A 20,626-nucleotide genomic window follows, 5' to 3' on the forward strand; every position below is an offset into this window, starting at 1 on the left:
TGTATAAAAGAAAAAGCCAGGGTTGAGTCCCGGCTTCATTTAACACTATAAACATTCATTTTCAACGGTATGAATCAGTTTTTTTAATAATTCTACCGAGTGGTCCAGGGAGAGTGAATAATACCGCTGTGTGCCCTTTTGTTCCATTCCCACCAGGTTATGTTCGCGAAGAATTTTTAAATGATGGGATATTGCTGGCCTCGAAAGGCTTGAATGCTCTGTGATTTCGTTTACACTTAAGCGTTCATGTTCAGCTAATAATAGAATGATATCTTGTCTTGCAGGGTCACTTAATGCCGTGAAAAGCGGTATACACGAACGGAATACTTCGATTGCTTGTTCCCCCATTGGATGCTCTCCTTTGTTGATTCATTATCTTTTATTAAATCGCAGTTAAGCTTCTTTCGCAACATATTTGGCTATTTTTGCTGCAAGGCTTCTAGGCAGGAACTTCGCTGTGTAGGCTCCAATTTTGTTCACGCTTCCGGTAATGACGACACGCTTTCCTGCCATTAACGCCTGATAACCTTGTTTTGCGACTTCCTCTGATGACATGGCTCCGCTGAACATCTTTGTATTCTCTACATTTGCAATGGCCGCAAAATTGGTCTTTGTCGCTCCAGGGCACAGCGTAGTAACTGTAACGTTTGTGCCTGCCAGCTCTTCTGCCAGAGCTTCGGATAAGGACAAAACATAGGCTTTTGTCGCGTAGTAAACGGCCATCAAAGGTCCTGGCTGGAATGCAGCAGTACTGGCAACATTGAGAATCCTTGCTTTATGTGTGTTTCCCTTAAGGTCAGGCAGAAAATAATGAGTTAACTCAGTAAGTGCGGTTATATTCAATCGAATCATTTCCGATTGTTTCAAAATATCTAGCTCTTCAAATTTTCCCATCAGTCCAAACCCGGCATTATTCACTAAAGTATCGATTGTGATTCCCGCTGCTTTTACTTCTTCATACACTTCTTTGGCTGCGTCGGGCTCGCTTAAATCCTTCGTGATCACAGTAACGTTTAAGTTAGGATATTGATTTTGAATTTCCTCCATTTTGGTCTTATTTCGGGCGACTAGCACCAAATCATACCCATCTTCCGCAAACAATCCTGCAAATTCATATCCTAACCCGCTAGTTGCTCCAGTGATTAAAGCAGTTTTATTCATGTTGAATCCTCCTATTTCGTTATGTTTATAAGTTTAAAAGTTTAAACGTTTAAAACCTTAAACAAATGGTAAGCTATTTTATTAAAAACTGCAAGTAATTTTATAAGTTAAAGGTGCTATAAAGGAAGGAAAGTGTGGAGGGGGATAAATCATGCTCATCTGCACTTCAAAAGGAGCAAAGGGTCCATTCCAGGCCAGCTATGCTCCCGAATCGTCCCGAATGAAGAACGCGGTTAGTAAATGCTGGAGGAATGCACCCATTAATTGTTATTGGACGGTAAGTAAGTTTTGTATGAGCTGCCGGATTAACCAGCAGCGGGAGCAGTCGGTCCTGCTGTCCGGGCGCCTAACTCCTGATCTAATAGTAAGAGTGCAGAAGGGGTATCCTCAGCAAGCTTGAGACGATCAATAATTGTTTTAGCCTGAGCCTCTTCATCTATTTGTTCCCTTAAAAAGTCCTGGATGATTATAGCTGCCTGCGGGTCGATTTGATTGACATAATTATAGGCCTGGCGATAGGTATTCGTAACAAATTGTTCATGCCCTAATACTTTTTGAAAGGCCTCTAATGGGGTACCGAATTCATTTGGTTGTGCAGGCATACTATTAATTTGGACAGTACCGTCCCGGTCCACGACAAAATCAATTAATGTGAGCATATGGGTTCTTTCTTCCTCGGATTGCAGCCTTAACCAATGGGCCATACCAGTAAAGTTCTGTTTAGCCATATAAGCAGACATAGCAAGATATAAAGTAGACGAAACATGTTCAACTTGTATCAAATCATTAAACAAGCTTTGCAATTCCTCATTCAATTTCCTCACCCCTGATCAAAAATCCTACAATTTAGTGTATAAAAATTGGGCATGGGCGTACCTTGTATTAAGTTTTTTATAAAATCAGTACATTTTCAATAGGTTCGTTTATACGAGTAAAGTGGAAAACGAAGCACTTTCAGGAATTAATTTTGTGAGAAAGGAAACCTCTTTCCTGTGAAGTGGATTAATATTCCATGTATAGGTCTTAGGACTGATTAAAAATTAAAGCCCCAGCCTGTTAATTGATCATGGGTAATGGCTTATCATGAACCTATAATCAATTGGAGGCGAAATAAAATGAAAAAAGTGATCGGTTTTGGTTTGGCAGCATTATCAGCTGTTTTAATACTGTCAGGATGTAATAACACAATTCTTGCTAATAACGAAAGTGATGATGAAATCGTCGTTGAGAAGGATCGGGCAAAAGAGCTTGAGGTTGTTTTGAATTTTGGCGCCGGGAAAATGGATGTTGCGGGTGGCGCTGATGAATGGGTAAGTGGTAACGCAATCTATGAACCTGAAAAAATGAAACCTGAAGTCTCGTATGATTTAAAAGGGAAAGTGGGCAAAGTAGAGATTGCTCAGCCAGATCATTTTAAAATCGGAAAGATGAAGAATGAATGGGATTTGAAAATCAACGAGGATGTTCCAGTGGAACTTGTCGTAAATGCAGGCGCATCAGACACCGATCTTGACTTAAACGGGATTCAACTTTCCAACCTTGAAGTGAACGCAGGGGTTGGTGATTTAACCGTGGATCTGGGAGGAGATTGGAAAGAAAGCTTTGATGTCCGTATTTCATCGGGAGTAGGAAAGATGACTGTGATCCTTCCAAAAGATACAGGAGTGAGAGTACACGCACAAAAAGGCATAGGCTCTTCAACCTTTGAAAACTTAATTTCAAAAGGAGACGGCGTTTATGTAAATGAAGCTTACGAAGATGCAAAAGTAAAGATTGATCTTGATGCAGACTTAGGTGTCGGCGAAGTAACATTTAAAACGGCAAAATAATTCGGTAAGGGGGACGACTCCAGCGTTTCATCATTCGTAAAGAATGGTGGGACAGCGGAACCGTCGCTCTGTATTCAGAAATCAAACCTTTTTAATCAAACGTTTGATTAAGAAAAAAAATCGCTTTTTCTTTATTGTCTTATCTCAGCAATTCTTTTACGTGTACAATCATTCCTTTTGAAATCGTAAGCCTCATCCTCAAAATCCATGTGCTTAGATTAGTATTAGTGGTCATTCCGATTTTGTTTATTTTCGGCGGACTCAAAATATTCACTGATGATAAAGATCAATAAACAGGCATGATCAACCTATATTTATACCAATCAGAATAAATGAAAGGATGAGTGGGATATTATGGGTAAGCTAAGGTAAAGGGAATTGAATCCATAATGAATAACTATTTCAAAAACATTAATAATAAAAATTTTAAAGTGAACGTCTATAAATCTCCCTGGGCTGCAGCGAATGGTCTGCGTGCTTACCTGGCTTTGGCCAATTTTATAATCGGGATTATATAATCGCAATCACATTAGGCTTATGGGAAATTCTTGTTAACTTAATGAGCGGATTGAATTGGTCCATATATTATTCATTTATTGGGGATTTGCAACAATCATTTGAGGTAATAGATTGGGGATGGGGCTTGTATTATCCATCTGTATACGTCTTCAATATCTGGCATGCATACGATAGAGCCAAAACAATCAACTTAGAGCTCGAAAATAGAGGGGTTCCCAAACCAGAAAAATATGCACACAGCTTAGGTTTTTTTACAGGATTGTTCTTGGGTATGTTCTTTGGAATACACTGGAACTTTTTCGAAAGTCCAGTCTTTAGTGGGCTAACGTTAGGTCTTGTTTTGGGAATATCAGGTCATGTTCTTGAAAAACGCATATTGAAGAATAATTAATTTAACTGGAATCATCTCTAGTAAAAAGCAAAAAATATTTTCGGGACGAGGGAACAGTTATAGTACTTCACAGATTGTATACATATGTGTGACAACAGCACAGTCCCTATGTCTGCAACGCCATAACATTTTGGTGATACACATCGTTAACGGTGTGTTTTTTTGTATAAAGAGATGCCGGGGAAGGTTCTAATATTTCATTGTTGTAATAAATTGTATTTTCGTAAAGCGCGAAAACCGTCCCTGTGTTTCTCCAAGAAATCGAATAAAGGTGCAGGAATGTTCAAGAAGGAATAATAGATTACTTTGTTGAAGAATGTATCGAACAGCATATTTCGCCAGGAGCAAAAATCTAGGAGGATTAATGATGTTACATACGAAACCAGAATATGACGATTTCCCATTAAAGGCATATGACAAGATTCGGTATGCAGATACTGATCGTCAGGGGCATGTGAATAACGCACTGTTTTCAACATTCTTGGAAACTGGAAGAACAGAGCTTCTCTATGCAAACGAGCCACTGCATGCAGAAGATGCTTCATTTGTAATAGCGAGTCAAAAGCTGGATTTACTTTCTGAAATACGATGGCCTGGGACAGTTGAGATCGGCAGTGCCATTACAAGAATTGGCAACAGTTCCTTGTCTTTATTTCAAGGAATCTATCAAAATGGAAAACTTGCTGCAGTGGCAGATACCGTCATCGTGCAAATGGACGACCACACTAGAAAATCTGCGCCACTTTCACCTGAAACAAAAGAGCGATTAAAGCAATATTTAGTTGAAATTCAATAAAACTATATAACCAATGATCGAAACGCAGGGACGGTTTCAGTGTTTGAGACAGTGGAACGGTCCCTTTATCTATATCAGATTTTTAGGAGTGATTGTTTTGGAATTGAGTGATGTTATACACGGGCACAGATCGATACGAGAATATGAAGATAGGGAAATAAGTCAAGATCTGCTAGACCAAATTTTAGAGGCGGGTATTCGAGCCTCCTCAAGTGGCAATATGCAAACTTATTCGATTATCGTCACAAAAGACAAAGAACTTAAAGAAAAATTATACACTGCTCATATGGAGCAATCGATGGTTGTTGATGCACCTATACTAGTAACATTTTGTGCTGATTTTAATCGAATGAGGAAATGGCTTGCACTCAACGATGCACCGGTACATTTTGATAATTACATGAGCTTTATGATCGGTGCCATTGATGCGACTCTGGTAGCGCAAAACTGTGCCCTGGCAGCTGAAAATGCGGGACTAGGCATCTGCTATATGGGCTCGACGCTTGCAAATTGTGACCAAATTGGTGAACTGCTGAACCTGCCGCCAAATGTCGTACCCGTTGTTGGTTATTCATTAGGGTATCCCGCAGAAAACCCTGCTCCGCGTGATCGATTGCCGATGCATGGACTTGTTCACTACGACCAGTATGAAGATTACTCGGATGAAGACATTCTGGAAATTTATAAAGATCGAAATGAAAAAGGATGGAACCGCTACATGGCCGTCCCAAAACTTAAAGAAATGACAGAACAATTAGGGTTGAAAAATCTTGCTCAAATCTATACTAAAGCCAAGTATACGAAGGAATCGCACCTCGAATTTTCACAAACCGTGCTGAAGTACTTGGAGAGACAAAACTTTATGAATAATGAATAAAAAATACGATCTTATCGTTATTCAAAAACTTTCTCCTCAATTATTTTTATAAATTAGATTCTCCTTGATGATCTTTTGAAAAACGTCTCAATCCATTGGTATAACTGGGTTGAGACGTTTTTTATTTGTATAAAACTACGCGGGATGGATTATAACATGACGGAAATGAGGTTTGCATAAAAAGTCCAGGCTGTCTAATGAAATTCACAAGAAAGACGCCTTCCTATCCTCATCTCTGGGGAGGCGTCAATTCATTCACTTTCTTTTTGCAGAAAGCGGCCTGTCCTGTAAATATAACTCCAGATCAGGGCTGTTTCCTTTCATTATATCATCGGCAATGATTTTCGCTTGCATCTGGCTGTAAACTGTTCCGTTGTCTCCAAACGCAAAAAGGAAATAGCTGTTTGGATATTCGTCATACATACCAATAATCGGCAGACCGTCCGCTGTTCCCCCGTAAAACGCGCCCAAATAATAGTCAGGTTCAACAGAGATGGAAGGGAACATCTTGTTGAACTCATCGATCAGCTTGTCTCGCTTATGAATCAGTTTGCTGTCCCGGTCTTTAGGATAATTTGTATTATCATCAAGCCCGCCAATAATGATGCGGTTATCGGCTGTTGTCCGTAAAAATATATATGGCCTGGCTGTTTCCCATAAAAGCGTTCGGTTGTACCAGGCTGATAGGTCGTTAACAGGCTTTGTTGTGACGGTATACGTACTGACAAAAGAAACAAGCTTTTCCTTTTTCATGTCGATTCCTTCGTAGCCTGCAGCAAAAATCACCTGGCCTGCAGAGATGGAGCTGCCCCCTTTTGTGGAAATGATCATCCGGTTCGTTTGAGGATCATAATGATGGCCATTCATCTCGGTGTTTTCGTATATCTGAATTCCTTTCTTCGCCGCGTAGTCCATTAACGCATGAGTAAACTTGAAAGGATTCAGCTCTCCATCATTAAAGGAATAGATGGCCGCCTCTCGGCTGAATGGATATTTCTCTTCGATCTCTTCTTTTTCGAGAAAAGCCACTTTCATGCCTTGTAGCTTTAAGAATTCGTACTCTTTTCTCAGCGCATCGACATCCTCACTGCAGCTTGCAGAATAAAGTGAATCTCTTCGGCAAAATTCACAGTCGATATCAACCAGCTTCGATGCTGCTTCCATTTCATTGATGGCTTCCTGCAAGAGTTCCAAATGTCTTGAAATATAATCATTTCCAAAGGTGTTGACCAGGTTCGTGAACATCTTCTCCCCGGAATACTGAATGAGCGCAGTATTCGAACTGGTGCTGCCACTCCCAATCTTCTCTTTTTCAATGACAGCGACTTTTAACCCAGAGTCCGCAAGGTAATAGGCGCATTGCGAAGCAGAACTTCCCCCTCCAACAATCAAGACGTCACATTCCAAATTTCCCTCTAACGGTGGGTAGGAGGGAGGAGAAGGAAAAGTCGCAGGCCAATAATAAGTACCAGACATTAAATTCATGTGTTTCCCCCATCTCATAAAGATATTCAATAGTATTTCCAGGCCATGGCATGACATACCATTTTATAGGTGGGACATGGGGACATGTGTCTCCTATCATTAAAAAAGCTCCCTGATCAGGGAGCTTTCAATTATGTATTTCTAAGAACAATAATAAATCCATCGAGTATCTGATGACTTACCTTAAATCCTTTGCTTTTGTAAAATTGCAGGGCGGCAACATTCCCGTTGGATACATAGATAAACTGGTCATGAATGTCGTCAAAGGAATCAAGCCAATCCTTTGATTTTTCATACAGAACTGATCCGATCCCCATGCTGCGATACCCTTCTTTGAGATAAAATTGAGAAAGGCAGCCGACATCATTTCCTTTTACCGAATCCATGTCAAAAAAAGTAGCAAATTCATTCGAATATACTTCTTTCGGAGAAACATTACTATATACGTAGCCAACAATTTCATCGCCATCCATCGCGGCAATGATATAATTCGCCTTCGCGTTCTTAACTGAAGGAACCATTCTGGATTCAAAGCTCATGCCATTAAAGAGCTCCGGACGTACAGTGGCTAATGATTTTTGGTAACTCATCAATTCATTGCAGAGATGTTTCACGCGGGTAATCTGCTCATCAGGAATAAGCTCATAACGAATTGCCATCATCAACTTCCTTTCTAATCAGGGTTTTAATGGAATTATATATCAAAACAACAGTTCATGATAACCAAAATAAAAAGGAAGCATGGGTCAGTTCTCATGCTTCCTTTCTTGTTGTTGTGAAAACGATAAACAGCTTGTCATGATTAGTTAACATCGTTCATAAACTCTATCAAAAGGGGGTGTAGAGTTGAATCAAGTTTCTAACAGAGTAGATTATTATCTAAAAGACAAACGTCTCTTAAGTGCCAATGTAAAGCATTGGGAGCAATACATTGCAGCCTTGAGGGCCAGTAATACTGTAACGATAGACAAAAAAGAGTATATGGTAGACAAAATAAATATGGTTCATGATCCTGGAACCATAGTATTAAAAGTCAACATTGAACCACTTAGAATATATAAATAAGTATCCTTCGGGATGCTTTTTACTTTTACTGCAATTAAGTTCATGATTGTTTTTTATTTCCCATTTTTATGAAACAGCTGTGGTATTACATAAATCGTGAAGAGACAGAGGAATCGGTCCGCGGCATCACATCGAGATTTTATATTTTAAAAATATCAATTGAAAGAATATTTATAAATAGGTAGAATATTACTAATAATCAAAATTCTTCAAGAAATTTTATTGTTGAAAGGAGGGAAGGTTTAAGTCAATCTCAATAATTTTAAAGGAGAGAAGAAATGAATAGGAAGAAAATGTCACTTTCTAACAAGACACTGATTGGTATGATTTTAGGTGCAATTATTGGATTTATTATCGGACCTCGTATTGAAATGATTTCGGTTATAGGAGATATATTCTTAAAAATGCTGCAAATGGCTATTGTACCATTAATTTTCTTTACGGTCGTTTCAGCTATTGCAAGTATGAACGATTTAAAGGTTCTAGGCCGGATTGGAAGTAAATTAATTCTATTATTTATGGGAACCACTCTCGCAGCTTCAGTAATCGGAGTAATCGTTGGGCGGACTATAAATCCTGGAAAAGGCCTTCTTCTAAATGATTTACCACCAGTTGATGCGGTAGCGGAAGCGCCGACAATTCAAAGCGTCTTAATTAATATGTTCCCCCAAAATATTCTACAGGCAATGGCAGAAGCAAATATGCTGCAAGTGATTGTCTTTGCTATTTTTTCTGGAATTGCCATTCTCTTGTTGCAAAAAGACGATCGTGAACGGATAACTGGCATATTCCAAGTACTCTCTCGGTTTGTTATGAAGATTCTCAACATCGTCCTCGAGTTTTCTCCATACGGGGTATTTGCGTTAATGGCTGTGACGGCCGGAAAATATGGGACCTCAATTATTGGTCCATTAACTAAATTTATTGGGACAATCTATCTGGGACTGTTTGTGCAAGTTTTAGTTGTATATTTTGTCTTGTATTATTTATTTACAAGAAAGAATCCATTCATTATGTTTAAGAAAATTAAGTCCGTTTGGATTACAAGCGCTACAACGTGTAGCTCAAAAGCGACGATGCCTGTATCTATTAGGACTTGTGAAGAGGATCTTCACTTATCAAAAAATGTGGTAGGCTTAACAATTCCAGTTGGTGCCTCGATGAATATGGATGGAAATGCTCTATGGTTCGGTGTTGTGGCTATCTTTGTTTCAGCCCTGGCAGGGGTCGAGTTAACCCTGACACAACAACTGGTTGCAGTGTTTATGGGAGTTTTAATGACTTTAGGAAGCCCTGGTATACCAGGTGGGATTTTTGTTGCAACGGCAGTATTCTTAAATGTTTTAGGACTACCACTCGAAGTTATTGGATTATTAGCTGGGATATTCCGAATCATGGATATGGGAATCACTACGGTTAATGTAGTCGGATCCGTTGTCGTGGCTTCCATTATTGGACGTAAAGGAAAGACCGATATTCCTATAGATGCTCCCGCGTTGAATAGCTAATTTTTTTTATAAACGACAATGACAATACGAGGAGGTGTCGAGATGAACTATGCAGAAACGATCGCCGACTTGATAGGAAAGACACCACTGTTAAAACTGCAAAAACTATCAGACCAAGCAAATTGTTTTGCCAAGTGTGAATTCCTTAATCCCATCAGCATCAAAGATAGACCGGTACTGAAGATTATTGAAGATGCAGAGGAAAAGGGACAGATTAAACCTGGAGATACACTCATTGAGATGACTAGTGGAAACACCGGTATGGCATTAGCCTATATTGCGTCTGTAAAAGGATACAGAGCCATTTTAGTCATGTCTGAAATCCAGAGTGTAGAAAGAAGAAAAATCATGAAAGCTTTTGGAGCCGATTTAATCCTCACGCCAGCAGAAGAAGGAACAGCAGGAGCGAAGAAGAAGCTTCAGGAGATATTAAAAGAACATCAAGATTATTATTACGTAGGACAACATAAAAACATGAACAATCCTGAATCTCATTATAAGACAACCGGTCCCGAGCTATGGGAAGACACTGACGGTAAAATTGACATTCTTGTTGCAGGGTTGGGTACTGGAGGGACCATCTGCGGTGCAGGGAAATACCTCAAGGAAAAGAATCCGGATATGAAGCTGGTCGCTGTGGAACCTTATGATGCGCCATTCATATCTAAGGGAGTTTTCAAGGCACATAGAATCATGGGTACAGCTCCTGGATTTATGCCAGAAACCCTTAACAAAGAAATAATTGATGAAATCATGTTGGTAAAAGAAGAGGAAGCCTTTGATATGTGCAGGCAATTAGCAAATAAAGAAGGCGTACTTGTAGGGATATCATCCGGGGCTGTGGCCAGTATAATGCAGGAACTGTGTAATAGACCTGAGAATAAAGGCAAAAACATCGTTGGAATTTTTGCTGATTCAGGTCAAAGGTATCTAAGTGTAGAGGGATTATTTAATAGTTAATATGATACTTTGACTTCAAATAGGGTTCCTATCAGCCACCGAGATGATCGGTGGCCTTTTTTATTAGAAAGCAAAAGCCCCGTTCCTTGGCAGATCACTTATCGTTAACTAAAAAGTAGGCGGTGACCCAGGATGTAATTGGAATCACAAGGGTTACTCCGATTCCGGCACAAAGGATAGTGATCATTTCAGCGCTAAAGATCTTTGAATTTATGATCTCTCCTGCTGAATAGGACAAGTCTTTGAACCAGATCAGCAGGGCCAGGTAACTTCCGAAGAAGGCGAAGAATAAGGTGTTGGTGCTGGTCCCTAAGATATCCTTACCGATGCTTAACCCGGATTTAAACAATTCTTGTCTGCTGATGTGCGGATTATGGTAATGGATCTCACGCATGGGGGAGGAAATAGCAATAGCAGCGTCCGTTATTGCCCCGATCGTGCTCATGATGATGACAGATACGGCAATTTTAACGAAATCTACCCCAATATGAAGCGAGAACATGCCAAGCTCCTGGATTTCTTCTTCACCAAAGCCCTGGATTCTAGCCTTATCTGCTACGATAAAAATAAACATAAGCAAAACAATCGTAGAAATCACCGTCGAGATAAAGGCAGTTTTTGTTGTCTTGTTCACTTCATTAATGTAAAAGAGATTAATGAGGCCGATGAAAATACAAGCGACTAAAGTAATAATAATCGGATTAGCGTTTGGGTCGTTCATAAAAATGACGGCAATGAAAATCACGCTAAAATTGAAGAAGATCGCTAAATAAGATCTGACGCCTTTACCTCTTCCAATTAAGGTCATCAAGACAAATAAGATGGCAGCTAACACCACAAGTGCGTTCATAATCTAGCCTTCTTTCTATTAATAAAAAAGATCGTCACATAGAGACCAATTGGGATGGTCAAAACAATTCCAATCCCGCCTGCCAATGCCCGGGCCATTTCAAGCGAAAGGTTCATGGAAAGGGCAAAGCCTAATGGAGAACCATTTTTAAAATAAAGAATCAGGATAGGAATCGAACCGCTGATATAGACAAAGAACAAAATATTCGTCATCGTTCCCATGATATCTTTGCCAATTTCCATTCCGGATTTGATCAGTGCCTTAACAGGTATGTTGTTGTTCTTTTCAAACATATTGAAAATAGAAGAAGACATCGTAATGGCAACATCCATGACAGCTCCAAGGGAACCAAGGAACAAACCCGCAAGAAACACCATGTGGTAAGGACGGGTAATAAACTGAAGCTCTTCGTATCGAAGGCCTTTTTCTGAGGTTCCCCATAGGACCAGCCAGACTATAAGCAGGGATGCAAAAGTCCCCAGGAGGGTTGCGATGATAGCAGCATAGGTTTTTTCATTCAGGCCATTAACGAGCAATAACGAAAGCACGGTAAATATGACAACACCAATGCTGCAGATCAGCAACAGGCTCCAGTCTGGGTTATTCAGATAAATATCCAAAGCATAGGAAAGCAGAAGGGCATTGATGACCAAACTGATAATCGAGAACAGGCCCTGTTTTCTTCCGACAATCAACAGCACAAGGACAAACACCCATGCCACATACAAAAGGTATTTATCGCGTTTCACGTCTTTGATAGTACCCTGTAATTCCCCTTTATCCTCTAATTTAGGATCAATGTCCACGAATAGTTCGTCCCCGGCAACGAATTCATGATCGTACGCTTTAGATGTAGAGAATTCATTCACTAGGTAAATGAGCTCGCCCTCTTCTTCGCCATTTTTTATTTTTGCGATTAAGCGCTGTGTGAATAGATGATCTTTATTGCCGAGCGGATTTTCCACTTCCATTTTGTCGACCAGTTCTGTATCTAGCACCTTCACGATTGTACGTTCATACAGGAAATGATTATTATGTACAAACACAATTGTCGCCACAATAAAAAGGAGAAACAGGGATAGAAAAAGGATTTTCTTGAAAGACAACTTATTAAGTAGATGCTTAAACAAGTTCAAGTTAAACCTCCAGTGTGGGTTAAATTAGACTCCAAAATAAAAAACACCTTCGTTGATTGAAGATGTACATCAAAATTCTTGAAACAAATAGACTCTTTTCAACCGTGATAGATAACGGTCTCTCCAGATACAATGACAGTTCATTTGTTAACAGTCTAGTCCGCTTCTATGGACAGTTCCAGCAGCAAGTCTCCTCACCCAACAATGGGGTGGATAGTCAAAGTAATCTTAACAATAATGATTTTGGCAAGTCAAATAGAACAGGGGTCCACTCCAGGTTTTCATATGTAATGTAACTTTAGTAAGAAGAGTGCTGAATTTTTGTTAAGGCTGTAGCTAGTAAGTTCATGCAAAGATGGTGCGGAGTTCTTGCTTATTAATATTTTTTGAAGAGCTGGAATAGCAATCATCATGAAGGATTAGCGCCTTTCTTGTAGAATTTTAATGAGGTGAATGTAAGGATCGTTGATGTCCTTGTCAATCTAAGACTTAAGCCGTCTGGATGCAAGGATCTGACATTACAATTAAATGAGGGAATCTATATGAGGAACAAAATCATCATTTTAGCAGCTTTGGTCATTGTTTTTATACTTTTACATTCAACACCAACTATGGCATTAAAAACACATGTTTTTATGATGGGGTATCCGAAAGCTGCGATTTCATCAGGAGTGATTGAAGATGAATATCATAACGAAGTGGATAAAGAAAAATTTGCTGAATTAAACGCTAAAGCGTACACTCTGACAAAACCGCCTACTGAAAAGGCTACTCAAGGTGAACTTAGAAATTATCTTGTGAGGAAAGTTGGGTTTCTGCACTTTGCTGAATACTATGGCGAAGGTTAGAAATTCCTAGGTAACTGGTTCAGAGGTTCTTTTTGAACAAATGTCCGGTGAATACTAGTTTATGTTTTTTCTAATCGTTACTATTAATCAAAAAAGACAAGGTGGACAATATGGAAGGTACTATTGTAATAGAAAAAATGCGTTCAGATGATTGGGAAGAGGTAAGAGCAATCTACCTTGAGGGAATTGCTACTGGGCATGCGACTTTCCAAAAGGAAGCTCCTTCTTGGGAGGAATGGGATTACGGTCATAATGCAGAATGTCGGATTGTTGCGTGCTCAGAAGGGGAAGTTGTGGGGTGGGCTGCGTTAAGTCCTGTATCAAGCAGGAGTGTCTACTCGGGTGTTGGAGAAGTTAGTGTGTATGTCAGTCAAAAACATAATGGAAAGGGCATTGGCAGCCTTCTCTTAAAGTCCTTGATTGAAATTAGCGAACAGAATGACTTTTGGACATTGCAATCTAGTATATTCCCTGAAAACGAAGGAAGTATTAAGTTACATAAAAAATATGGCTTCCGGGAAGTGGGACGGCGGGAGCGAATTGGTAAGATGGATGGTGTGTGGCGTGATACGGTCTGGCTGGAAAGAAGAAGTAGAATAGTAGGAGATCAATAAATATTGATTTCTCACTTAATATATTTCAATCTGATAACATTTCCTTTAAAACTTCCCTTTTAATTCAAGGAATGTGATAATATGACGGACAAGTTAAGTGAAAGGGGAGTTTTTTTATGATGAAGCGCATTTTAACAGGCATTCTTTTACTGAGCGTGGCTGTCCTTGTGCTTGGCGCATGCAGTAATGATAGCTCGAAAGGGAATACTGAGAAAGATAATAAAGAAGATTTGGTTGCAACAGTAAATGGGGAAGGCATTTCGAAACAGAAATATGAGAAAGAGCTGGAGGCCATGAAAGCAACTTATGAACAGCAGGGCATGCCAGAAGACCAGATGGATAGCAAGCAGAAAGAAGAACTCGAAAAGTCCGTTCTTGATCAGATGATCAATGCGGAGCTGCTTCTCCAGACAGCTGAGAAGGACGGCATCTCGATTGAAGATAAAGAAGTCGATGCAGAGCTTGAAAAGATCAAAGCCAACTTCGAAGATGAAAAACAGTTTGAAGAAGCACTGAAAAAGAATGAAATGACCGAAAAAGAACTCAAGAGTCAGCTGAAAAAGCAATTGACTGTTAATAAATATCTGGACAGCAAGGTCGGCAAGTTAGAAGCAACCGACGAAGAAATCCAGGCCAGATATGAACAATATAAACAGCTAGCCGAAAGCCAAGAACAAAAGCCGGAAGATCTCGAGAAGGTAAAACCACACCTCGAGCAGCAACTTCTCTCGGAAAAAGAAAATGAAAAAATCAGCAAGCTAGTGGAAGACCTCCGCAAAGCTAATGAAGATAAGATTAAAATCATTGAGGCATAGGTGAGGTACTCACATCTCATGAATTTAAATTTTGGCAGACAAGAATAGGATGATTCCACCTTTGCTGTAATTTTAAATAAAGTGAGAAAAGAGGATGGACATTAGTCTATCCTCTTTTAATATGTTTTTTTAAGGCCCTTTGCTGAGAACAAACTCAATCTATCTTCTTAAAATAAACCTGGTGCAGATTCATCCTGGGTTCCCGAATGGACATAAGAACTCCCTTTATCTCAGTTCCTCATGTTTCTCCTCGTATTCCAAGGATTTTGTCGATGGATATTTCTTTATTGAGAATTACTTGTTCTTTATAATGGAATCGTAAGCTGATATTTTTCTAAGGGGGATGAAGATGGCGAAAATCATTGTTACTTATGACCAACCGAAAGACCAGGAAGGTTTTGAAAAGCACTACCATGAGGTTCATATTCCGCTTGTTCAGAAAGTGCCAAATTTAAAAGGTGCAGAGGTTCATCGTGTACTGCAATCCATGTATACTGATGAAAAATTGTACTTGATTGCTGAACTGCAGTTTGAAAGTCCGGAAGTTTTAACACAGGCACTGGCAACGCCAGAATTTCAGGAAGTTCAGGGAGATGTCAAAAACCTAGTAGCCTATCTTAATAAGCCTCCTGTAGTGGCGATTGTGGATTAAACTATTAGAAGCATGGGGTTCCCTTTGCTTCTTTCTATATTTTCGTTGTTTGAATTATTGAATAAGTATATTTTTATGAAACGCTAAGGGGTTTTTTGCTCTTAGCGTTTTTAAAGTTAATTACTGTACTTCTGATATATCCGCAAATTTTCCCCTGAGAAAGCCTCAACAGTGATTAGCCCCTCATAATGGACCTTATCTTCAAAATGTTACCGCTTCCATTCACTATCTCGGCCATATGCTCACGAATGCCCCCATATCCCTTGAAACCAAACTTGAGGATGTTACCATTAATAACGTTGGCAAAAGACGAACGGTATACGAACATTTTTTGAATGAGGTGCTTGTTCCTTCTGTTGCAGACAGATTTACGAGGAGGTATTGGATGTTAGAGCAAGACAGGAAGATAAAAAGAGTTGTAATTAAGATTGGCAGCAGTTCGCTGACGAGTATGCACGGGGAGATCAGCCGCCGGAAGCTCGAGAACCTGGCGAACCAGATTGTTGCTCTGAAGGATGCGGGCTATGAAACGGCGGTCGTTTCATCAGGCGCAGTAGCTGCAGGATACCGCAAGCTCGGCTGCATTCAGCGACCGACTTCATTGCCGGAAAAGCAGGCAGCCGCCTCGATTGGCCAGGGCCTGTTAATGGAATCTTACTCAGAACTCTTTTTATCTCATGGGTACGTGGCTTCCCAGATATTGATTACAAGAAGCGATTTCGCGAATGAAAATCGCTACAACAACATGAAAAATACGTTGAACGTCTTGTTGGAGAGAGGGATCATCCCGATCATCAATGAAAATGACACGGTTACGGTCGACCGACTTCGTTTCGGTGATAATGACACATTGTCGGCAAAGGTGGCCGCGTTGATCGAGGCAGACCAGTTGATCATTCTTTCCGACATCGACGGATTGTATGACGATAACCCGAACAACAACCCAGACGCTAAGTTGCTTGATAAGGTCCATGAAATCACTCCTGAAATCGAAGCAGCAGCAGGTGGTTCCGGAAGCGCCGTCGGTACAGGCGGGATGAAATCGAAAATCTCCGCTGTAAAAATTGCCATGGCATCCGGTATCGATTCGTTTTTAGGAAAGGCCGACAGCAAGGATATTTTAGTGAAAGCAGTGAGCGGAACGGCAAAGGGAACGTATTTCAACCAGGATCCCGAAGGCTTCAACCTCGACAACAACCAGCAATGGATCGCGTTCCATTCGGGACCTGAGGGCGAAGTAATCATCAGCCCAGAATCAAAGACGGCAGTTATCGAGGATCGGAAAAATATCCTCCCATCTGACATCCTTCATATAAAAGGCAGGTTTGGCAAAGGAGCCGTCGTCAGAGTGTTGGATGAAAACGGAGAAGAAATTGGCCTGGGCAGAATCAATTATTCTCACGAAAAATTGGACCAATTACTGATCGAAGAAGAATGTGAGCGAAAAGAAGCGATAGAACAGGACACGTTTGTTTGTTCACGTGATTTTGCAATGCCGGTATCAGTCTAAAAATTCACAGGAGGCGTTTTGATGACATTAATAATGACTCAAACAACGACAGTAGAAGAACAAGCTATTGCAGCGAAAAAGGCAGCTAAACAGCTAAGCATCCTTTCCACCGCGGAAAAGAACGAAGCCCTGCTTATCCTGGCAGACGCTCTGGAAAGGAATTATGAAGCGATTTTAGCAGAGAACGAAAAGGATCTGATGAATGGAAAAGAAAAAGGCTTCGAGGATGCATTCATGGATCGCCTCGCACTTACTCGCGAGCGAATCGCAGACTTTGCCGAAGGACTTCGCCAGGTCGCTGAGCATGCCGATCCAGTCGGGGACGTTCTTTCAGACTGGACACTGGAAAACGGACTCAATGTAAAAGAAATCCGCGTTCCGCTAGGAGTCATCGGCATGATTTACGAAGCACGCCCGAACGTAACCGTCGATGCAGCAGGCCTGGCACTCAAATCAGGAAACGCCATCATCTTAAAAGGCGGATCCTCTGCACTGTCCTCAAACAAAGCCATCGTCGACACCATGCACCACGCGCTCGAAAATACGAAGGTGCCAAAAGAAGCCATCCAATTCATCGCAACAGCAGACCGTGAAGCAACACAGCAGCTATTCACGATGAAAGAACATATCGACGTCCTGATCCCACGCGGAGGCGGAGCTTTGATCAAAGCAGTCGTCGAAAACGCAACGGTTCCTGTACTTGAAACGGGAGTCGGCAACTGCCACTTGTATGTAGACGAAGAAGCTGACACAGAAAAAGCACTGAACATCATGATCAACGCCAAAACAGACCGCCCGGCAGTCTGCAACGCAGCTGAAACACTCATTGTCCATCAAGCTTGGCTTGAGAAGAATAAAGAGCAGCTTGCGGCAGCATTCCAAGAGAACGGGATTACTGTACATGGAGACGAAGCAGCAGCTGCCACACTGCCAAATGTAGTGCCAGCAACCGAGACCGACTGGGCTGACGAATATCTTAGTCTCGACATCGCTGTTAAAGTTGTTAACGATATCGATGAAGCCATCGACCACATCGACCAGTACGGTACAAAACACTCAGAAGCTATTATTACTGAAAGTGCTGAGAACGCAAAGAAGTTCCTGCAGCTAGTAGATGCAGCAGCGCTATATCATAACGCATCCACTAGATTCACAGATGGAGGAGCATTAGGGTTCGGTGCTGAGATTGGCATTTCTACTCAGAAGCTTCATGCTAGAGGACCGATGGGGTTGCCGGCGCTAACTACCAGGAAATATGTTATGGTTGGGGATGGGTTGGTGAGGTAATATTTTCATTGACTAACTTAATAATAAAAAATGTAGGCTTTCCTTGCCAATTTGGCGGGGAGAGCCTTTTTTTATTTTCGAACATGGGGGCTGTACTAGTAAAATATGAACACTTAATGCTTTCTTTCGATCTCACAGGTCCGATACTAGAACCGTCTTGGAGTTTCCTTTTTTCGAAAAGGGATTCTTTAAGAGAAAGAGAAATTGTAGAAAGAGAATAAACTATGAAATAAAAATTGGGCATTTAATATGAAAACATTTAAAAAAAATGAACTTTTCAAGATGGTAATGACTCTAACATAGGAGCGGGGTGAGGGAATGGATGTTGTTCGGTTGGTGAAAAAGGCCAAAAGGGGAAGTAAAGAGGCGTTGATGAAGCTGATCATGGCTGAGAAAGATCATATGTATCGGCTTGCTTTTACCTATATGGGGAATCAGCATGATGCGATGGATGTACTGGAGGAAATGATTGTTCGGTTGTATGAAAACATTGATCAGCTGAAAAAGGAAGAAGCTTTTTATAGCTGGAGCAAAACCATCCTAGTGAATATTTGCAAGAAGACTCTTCGTAAGCAAAAAAAGCTGGTGCTGATTGATGAATGGCATTCTTCTATCGAAAATGAACGTATTCATTTAAATACAAACAGTGATGATCAAATGGAGATTGCCGAAATGTTATCCATCTTAAATGAAAATCAAAAAGAAGCGATTAAATTAAAGTATTTTCTAGACCTTGATTATCAAACAATCGCGGAAATGACCAATGTTCCGCTTGGAACGGTTAAATCGAGGATTTATGAAGCGTTGAGGAAGTTAAAAGACCATTATGGAGGTGAAGGCAATGAACGAGATAGAGGGTCGATTGAATGAGGAGAAGAAGCGGTTGGACGCAATAACCGCTCCGGAAGAATTCGAAGCAAGATTACGAGGTGCTCTCGATGCTAAACCTTCAAGGAAGCCTAAGCACAGATCGCGGTATTTAATGGTCGCTGCTGTGGGCTTACTATGCTTCATGCTTATTGGTTACAATTATAACGCCTTTGCCTACTATGGGAAAAAGCTATTCGGTTTTGATGAAGTCATTAGTGAGACTTTGCAAGATTTAAATGAAAAAGGCATGGGACAAATAGTTGATAAAAAGACTACTTTGATTGATGGTACGGAGCTGACCATCGATGGAATCATGACAGATGCTAACCAATTAATTATGTATTACACGTTATCAAATCCTCAAGGCTTGAAGGATACGTTCAGTGACATTTTTAATCCTGATAAAGTAACGGGCTTTCTTACCAATGCCCATGGGGGAGGAGGCACAGCCATCATTAATGATTCCGGTAAAGAAGTGAAAGGGACATTATACTTTGATCCGGTTAGCCCATTCTCAAGAAAATTGACCTTGCACTTTAGGCAAGGTGTGGATAATAGGGAAGGGAGCGTTACATTTCCTTATGATCCGAATAAAGCAATGCAGACTCAGATTCATCAGTCGATCAAAGAAACAATTAAAGTTGATAAAGGAACGTTAACTTTCAAAACGATTAAGGCGACACCGACGTCAACTGTTATTGAAGGGAAAATGGACGTTGTTGATTATGATCGGCTTCACTTCGGTCTTGAGGGAGTCGAGTTAATCGCAAATGGGAGATCCATTCAGAAACTTGGTTACGGTGTTAAGTCATCATTTAATGGAAGCAAGTTTGATCTCCGTTTCGATGGCCTGCCAGCACAACTTGATTCACTTGAATTAACCGTAAAAGAGTTTATAGGTTATAAAGAACTGGAAGAACAGATCCCGCTTACTTCGGATGAAGAAATTCACTTTGATCTAGAAGGAAATGATTTGTGGATTAAAGTAGTTGCTGCAACTGAAAAAGGAATAGAAGTCACCTTTAAGACAGACGGAAATGTATTGCTCGATGGAGTTTCAATCAAAAGCGGCTCCAGGAGCACTCCTTTAAAAACAACAATAGGCCATAAGCTGGAGAAACAAGGAGATGGACGAATCATCAGTGAGCGGACAATGATATTTGAAACGAAAACCATGCCAGATCATTTACTGGTCGAAGGCATTTATTATGTAAAACAATACAATGAACAGATTGAGATTCCGGTACATTAGGGTTTGAGCGATAGCGCCGTATTAAGGTGCTGTCGCTTTTTTTTTAGAGGGAGACACAGGGAATAGTGATTCATTATGATAAAACCGGAGGAAAGCTAGTATCAAATTCTCAACTATCCCTTATGCAGGACAACCGAATGGAAAGAAGGAACTGAGCTGATGGTATAGAATATTTAAGAAAAGGTCTAACTTGTGAAGAGA

General features: G+C 40.5%; 21 protein-coding genes. 14 read left to right on the top strand and 7 right to left on the bottom strand.

The window, feature by feature from the left end:
• Positions 1 to 45: 45 nt before the first annotated feature.
• The 3 genes from DYI25_RS18290 to DYI25_RS18300 all read right to left on the bottom strand — a co-directional run bounded on the left by DYI25_RS18290 (position 46) and on the right by DYI25_RS18300 (position 1,976).
• Positions 46 to 348, bottom strand: a complete 303-nt coding sequence (locus DYI25_RS18290; protein ID WP_213371636.1) for an ArsR/SmtB family transcription factor — start codon at positions 346 to 348, stop codon at positions 46 to 48.
• Between the two features lie 45 nt (positions 349 to 393).
• Positions 394 to 1,161 carry an SDR family NAD(P)-dependent oxidoreductase gene (locus DYI25_RS18295; protein ID WP_213371638.1) on the bottom strand — a complete coding sequence of 256 codons (768 nt, stop codon included), beginning with the start codon at positions 1,159 to 1,161 and terminating at the stop codon, positions 394 to 396.
• A gap of 305 nt (positions 1,162 to 1,466) precedes the next feature.
• Complete coding sequence (locus DYI25_RS18300) at positions 1,467 to 1,976, bottom strand: ferritin (RefSeq protein ID WP_213371640.1); 510 nt, start codon at positions 1,974 to 1,976, stop codon at positions 1,467 to 1,469.
• Positions 1,977 to 2,276: 300 nt separating this feature from the next.
• Here DYI25_RS18300 and DYI25_RS18305 point away from each other — a divergent pair, with 300 nt between their 5' ends.
• The 3 genes from DYI25_RS18305 (at position 2,277) to DYI25_RS18315 (ending at position 5,573) form a co-directional block, all read left to right on the top strand.
• Positions 2,277 to 2,990 (top strand): toast rack family protein, encoded by a 714-nt coding sequence (locus DYI25_RS18305; protein ID WP_213371642.1) that lies wholly within the window; start codon positions 2,277 to 2,279, stop codon positions 2,988 to 2,990.
• Between the two features lie 1,274 nt (positions 2,991 to 4,264).
• Positions 4,265 to 4,696, top strand: a complete 432-nt coding sequence (locus DYI25_RS18310; protein WP_213371644.1) for an acyl-CoA thioesterase — start codon at positions 4,265 to 4,267, stop codon at positions 4,694 to 4,696.
• Between the two features lie 88 nt (positions 4,697 to 4,784).
• A complete protein-coding gene (locus DYI25_RS18315) occupies positions 4,785 to 5,573 on the top strand; it encodes a nitroreductase family protein (RefSeq protein WP_342032548.1) in 789 nt (262 codons plus the stop codon).
• Positions 5,574 to 5,828: 255 nt separating this feature from the next.
• On the opposite strand, the gene DYI25_RS18320 is transcribed toward DYI25_RS18315, so the two are convergent.
• Together DYI25_RS18320 and DYI25_RS18325 are read right to left on the bottom strand one after the other, a co-directional pair.
• Complete coding sequence (locus DYI25_RS18320; RefSeq protein WP_213371648.1) at positions 5,829 to 7,058, bottom strand: NAD(P)/FAD-dependent oxidoreductase; 1,230 nt, start codon at positions 7,056 to 7,058, stop codon at positions 5,829 to 5,831.
• Positions 7,059 to 7,189: 131 nt separating this feature from the next.
• Positions 7,190 to 7,720 (bottom strand): GNAT family N-acetyltransferase, encoded by a 531-nt coding sequence (locus DYI25_RS18325; RefSeq protein ID WP_249745541.1) that lies wholly within the window; start codon positions 7,718 to 7,720, stop codon positions 7,190 to 7,192.
• A gap of 184 nt (positions 7,721 to 7,904) precedes the next feature.
• Here DYI25_RS18325 and DYI25_RS18330 point away from each other — a divergent pair, with 184 nt between their 5' ends.
• The 3 genes from DYI25_RS18330 to cysK all read left to right on the top strand — a co-directional run bounded on the left by DYI25_RS18330 (position 7,905) and on the right by cysK (position 10,591).
• Positions 7,905 to 8,123: a hypothetical protein gene (locus tag DYI25_RS18330; RefSeq protein ID WP_213371650.1), complete on the top strand. Its 219-nt coding sequence runs from the start codon at positions 7,905 to 7,907 to the stop codon at positions 8,121 to 8,123.
• A gap of 278 nt (positions 8,124 to 8,401) precedes the next feature.
• A complete protein-coding gene (locus tag DYI25_RS18335) occupies positions 8,402 to 9,631 on the top strand; it encodes a dicarboxylate/amino acid:cation symporter (RefSeq protein ID WP_213371652.1) in 1,230 nt (409 codons plus the stop codon).
• A 42-nt stretch (positions 9,632 to 9,673) separates the two neighbouring features.
• The gene (gene cysK, locus DYI25_RS18340) at positions 9,674 to 10,591 is read left to right on the top strand and encodes a cysteine synthase A (RefSeq protein WP_213371654.1); all 918 of its coding nucleotides are present in this window, start codon (positions 9,674 to 9,676) and stop codon (positions 10,589 to 10,591) included.
• A 94-nt stretch (positions 10,592 to 10,685) separates the two neighbouring features.
• On the opposite strand, the gene DYI25_RS18345 is transcribed toward cysK, so the two are convergent.
• Together DYI25_RS18345 and DYI25_RS18350 are read right to left on the bottom strand one after the other, a co-directional pair.
• Positions 10,686 to 11,441 carry a YibE/F family protein gene (locus DYI25_RS18345; protein ID WP_213371656.1) on the bottom strand — a complete coding sequence of 252 codons (756 nt, stop codon included), beginning with the start codon at positions 11,439 to 11,441 and terminating at the stop codon, positions 10,686 to 10,688.
• Positions 11,438 to 12,577 carry a YibE/F family protein gene (locus DYI25_RS18350; RefSeq protein WP_213371658.1) on the bottom strand — a complete coding sequence of 380 codons (1,140 nt, stop codon included), beginning with the start codon at positions 12,575 to 12,577 and terminating at the stop codon, positions 11,438 to 11,440. Before DYI25_RS18350 ends, DYI25_RS18345 begins: the two co-directional genes overlap by 4 nt.
• 542 nt (positions 12,578 to 13,119) lie before the next feature.
• Here DYI25_RS18350 and DYI25_RS18355 point away from each other — a divergent pair.
• The 8 genes from DYI25_RS18355 (at position 13,120) to DYI25_RS18390 (ending at position 20,425) form a co-directional block, all read left to right on the top strand.
• Complete coding sequence (locus DYI25_RS18355; protein ID WP_213371661.1) at positions 13,120 to 13,425, top strand: hypothetical protein; 306 nt, start codon at positions 13,120 to 13,122, stop codon at positions 13,423 to 13,425.
• Between the two features lie 110 nt (positions 13,426 to 13,535).
• The gene (locus tag DYI25_RS18360; RefSeq protein WP_213371663.1) at positions 13,536 to 14,039 is read left to right on the top strand and encodes a GNAT family N-acetyltransferase; all 504 of its coding nucleotides are present in this window, start codon (positions 13,536 to 13,538) and stop codon (positions 14,037 to 14,039) included.
• A 116-nt stretch (positions 14,040 to 14,155) separates the two neighbouring features.
• Complete coding sequence (locus DYI25_RS18365) at positions 14,156 to 14,854, top strand: SurA N-terminal domain-containing protein (protein ID WP_213371665.1); 699 nt, start codon at positions 14,156 to 14,158, stop codon at positions 14,852 to 14,854.
• Positions 14,855 to 15,203: 349 nt separating this feature from the next.
• The gene (locus DYI25_RS18370) at positions 15,204 to 15,506 is read left to right on the top strand and encodes an EthD family reductase (protein WP_213371667.1); all 303 of its coding nucleotides are present in this window, start codon (positions 15,204 to 15,206) and stop codon (positions 15,504 to 15,506) included.
• Positions 15,507 to 15,891: 385 nt separating this feature from the next.
• Complete coding sequence (proB, locus tag DYI25_RS18375; protein ID WP_213371669.1) at positions 15,892 to 17,016, top strand: glutamate 5-kinase; 1,125 nt, start codon at positions 15,892 to 15,894, stop codon at positions 17,014 to 17,016.
• Positions 17,017 to 17,034: 18 nt separating this feature from the next.
• Positions 17,035 to 18,303 carry a glutamate-5-semialdehyde dehydrogenase gene (locus DYI25_RS18380; RefSeq protein WP_274609536.1) on the top strand — a complete coding sequence of 423 codons (1,269 nt, stop codon included), beginning with the start codon at positions 17,035 to 17,037 and terminating at the stop codon, positions 18,301 to 18,303.
• 318 nt (positions 18,304 to 18,621) lie between these two features.
• Entirely contained in the window at positions 18,622 to 19,173 is a 552-nt protein-coding gene (locus DYI25_RS18385; protein ID WP_213371678.1) for an RNA polymerase sigma factor, read from the top strand.
• Positions 19,145 to 20,425, top strand: a complete 1,281-nt coding sequence (locus DYI25_RS18390; RefSeq protein WP_213371680.1) for a DUF4179 domain-containing protein — start codon at positions 19,145 to 19,147, stop codon at positions 20,423 to 20,425. Before DYI25_RS18385 ends, DYI25_RS18390 begins: the two co-directional genes overlap by 29 nt.
• The last annotated feature ends 201 nt before the right edge of the window (positions 20,426 to 20,626 follow it).

This window comes from Mesobacillus boroniphilus (assembly GCF_018424685.1).
Taxonomy (GTDB): Bacteria; Bacillota; Bacilli; order Bacillales; family Cytobacillaceae; genus Mesobacillus; species Mesobacillus boroniphilus_A.